Origin of the sequence: Thermovirga sp. (assembly GCA_012523215.1) — a bacterium.
Taxonomy (GTDB): Bacteria; Synergistota; Synergistia; order Synergistales; family Thermovirgaceae; genus 58-81.
In genome coordinates, this window is sequence record JAAYIZ010000207.1 from 1 (window position 1) to 2,252 (window position 2,252).

General features: G+C 63.7%; 3 protein-coding genes. All 3 read left to right on the forward strand.

The features are described from left to right. On the forward strand, window positions 1-453 hold a 453-nt coding region (locus GX108_05780; GenBank protein NLO56547.1), incomplete at its 5' end, for a glycine cleavage system aminomethyltransferase GcvT. A gap of 40 nt (window positions 454-493) precedes the next feature. Next, window positions 494-892: a glycine cleavage system protein GcvH gene (gene gcvH, locus GX108_05785; GenBank protein ID NLO56548.1), complete on the forward strand. Its 399-nt coding sequence runs from the start codon at window positions 494-496 to the stop codon at window positions 890-892. Window positions 893-904: 12 nt separating this feature from the next. Continuing rightward, a partial coding sequence (locus tag GX108_05790; GenBank protein NLO56549.1) for an aminomethyl-transferring glycine dehydrogenase subunit GcvPA occupies window positions 905-2,252 on the forward strand: 1,348 nt, incomplete at its 3' end.

The window sequence follows — 2,252 nt, forward strand, 5'->3', positions numbered from 1 at the left end:
GGCCTGATCCCCATCGGGCTCGGCGCCCGGGACAGCCTGCGCTTCGAGGCGGGGCTCCCGCTTTACGGTCACGAGTATTCCGAGGACCTGGGGCCCCTGGAGGCCGGCTTCGGTTTCTTCGTCAAGGTGGATAAGCCGGGCGGTTTCATCGGCCAACCGGTGCTGAAGCGCCAGAAGGAAGAAGGACTCCGGCGGAAGATAGTCGGACTGCGGCTCGAGAACAAGGGGGTGCCCCGCTCCGGCATGGACGTGGCCGACGCCTCGGGAAACAGGGTGGGCAAGGTGACCTCTGGGGGATACTGCCCCTCCCTGGACGCCAACATGGCCCTCTGCCTCGTCAAGACCCCGGCGCCGGAGGAAGGGGAACACCTCAGCGTCCTGATCAGGGAAAAACCGAAGAAGGGTACCGTGGTGAAAAGACCCTTCTACGACAGGAAAAGCGGGAAACGGTAGCGATACTTTTTGCAAAAAGCCAAAAGGGAGGATGAGAAAGATGACCAAAATACCCCAGGATCTCCGGTACACCAAGGAGCATGAATGGATCAGGATGGAAGGCGGCGTCGGCGTCGTGGGGATAACGGACTACGCCCAGCATGCCATGGGTGACGTCGTCTACGTGGAGTTTCCCGACAAGGGCAGGAAGGTCAAGGCCGGGGAGGACTTCGTCGTCGTCGAGTCGGTGAAGGGGGCGAACGACGTGTTCAGCCCCGTCTCGGGGACCGTCCTCGAGGTCAACGACGCCCTCGAGGAGTCGCCGGAACTGCTGAACGAGGACGCCTACGCCAACTGGCTCGTACGCCTCGAGGTCGCCGACCCCGGGGAACTGGACTCCCTTCTCGATCACGGGGCCTACGCCAAACTCCTCGAGGAACTCGAAGCGGAAAGCCAATAGGAGGTGTTCTTCATGAGCCGGTATACACCCGCTACGGCGGAAGACCGGCGCCGGATGCTCGAATATCTCGGCGTCGGCGACCTCGATGACCTTTACTCGGGCATCCCGGAAAAGGTCCGGCAGAAAAACCTCCCGGACATCCCCAAGGCGCTGTCGGAACCCGAAGTTTTAAGGAACCTACGGGAACTGGCCGGCGCCAATGGAAACATCGACGACCTCGCCTGTTTCCTGGGCGCAGGGGCCTACGACCATTTCATCCCCGCCGCCGTGGACAGCATCATCTCCCTGGGGGAATTCACCACCTGCTACACGCCCTACCAGCCGGAGGTGTCCCAGGGCACCCTCCAGGCCATCTTCCAGTACCAGACCATGGTCTGCGAACTGACCGGCATGGAGGTGTCCAACGCCTCCATGTACGACGGCGCTTCGGCGGTCGCCGAGGCGGCGGTCCTGGCGGCGTCGGCTACAAAGAAAAAGAAGATCCTCTGGGGACAGAACGTCAACCCCCAGACGAGGGACGTCCTCCGCACCTACTGCTGGAGCCGGAGCCTCGAACAGGGTGAATTGCCCGCGGCCGGCGGCACGGTAGACCAGGAAGCGCTGGACGCTGCCCTTTCAGCCGGCGACGTGGCAGCCCTGGTGGTCCAGTCGCCCAGTTTCTTCGGCACCATCGAGGACCTGGAAGCCCTCGCCGAAAAATTGCACCAAGCGGAGGCGCTGCTCATCCTGTCCACGGACCTGCTGGCCCTGGGGACCCTCGAGGCCCCGGGAAAGCTGGGCGCCGACATCGTCGCGGGCGACGGGCAGACCGTCGGCAACCCCATAAGTTTCGGCGGCCCAGCTTTCGGGGTCATCACCGTCAACAAGCCCCTCCTGCGCAGGATGCCGGGTCGCATCTGCGGCCAAACCGTCGACAGCCAGGGGCGGCGGGCCTTCGTCCTGACCCTCCAGGCCAGGGAACAGCACATCCGGAGGGAGAAAGCCACGTCGAACATCTGCTCCAACCAGAACCTCTGCATCGTCGCCGCGTCGGTCTACTTCAGCCTCATGGGGCCCCAGGGGCTCCGGGAGGTGGGCGAGCAGATCGTGGCGAAGACGGAATACGCCGTAAGCCGACTGGAAAAGAGCGGCAAATTCAGGAGAGCCTTCCCCGGGGTTCCCCACTTCAGGGAAGTGGCGCTCCTCAGCGAAAGACCCGTTGCGGAACTCAACAGTCGCCTGCTCGATGCCGGCATCATCGGCGGATACCCCCTCGAACCCCTGTACCCCGGGTTGAAGAAGGGCTGGCTCCTGGCCGTGACGGAGAACAGGACGAAAGAAGAGATCGACCGCCTCGTGGCGGTCGCGGGAGGTGACGCCC

What these genes read in the sequence shown, in the direction of transcription:
- gcvH (NLO56548.1), top strand. Translation starts at nt 494, where the DNA reads ATGACCAAAATACCCCAGGATCTCCGGTACACCAAGGAGCATGAATGG.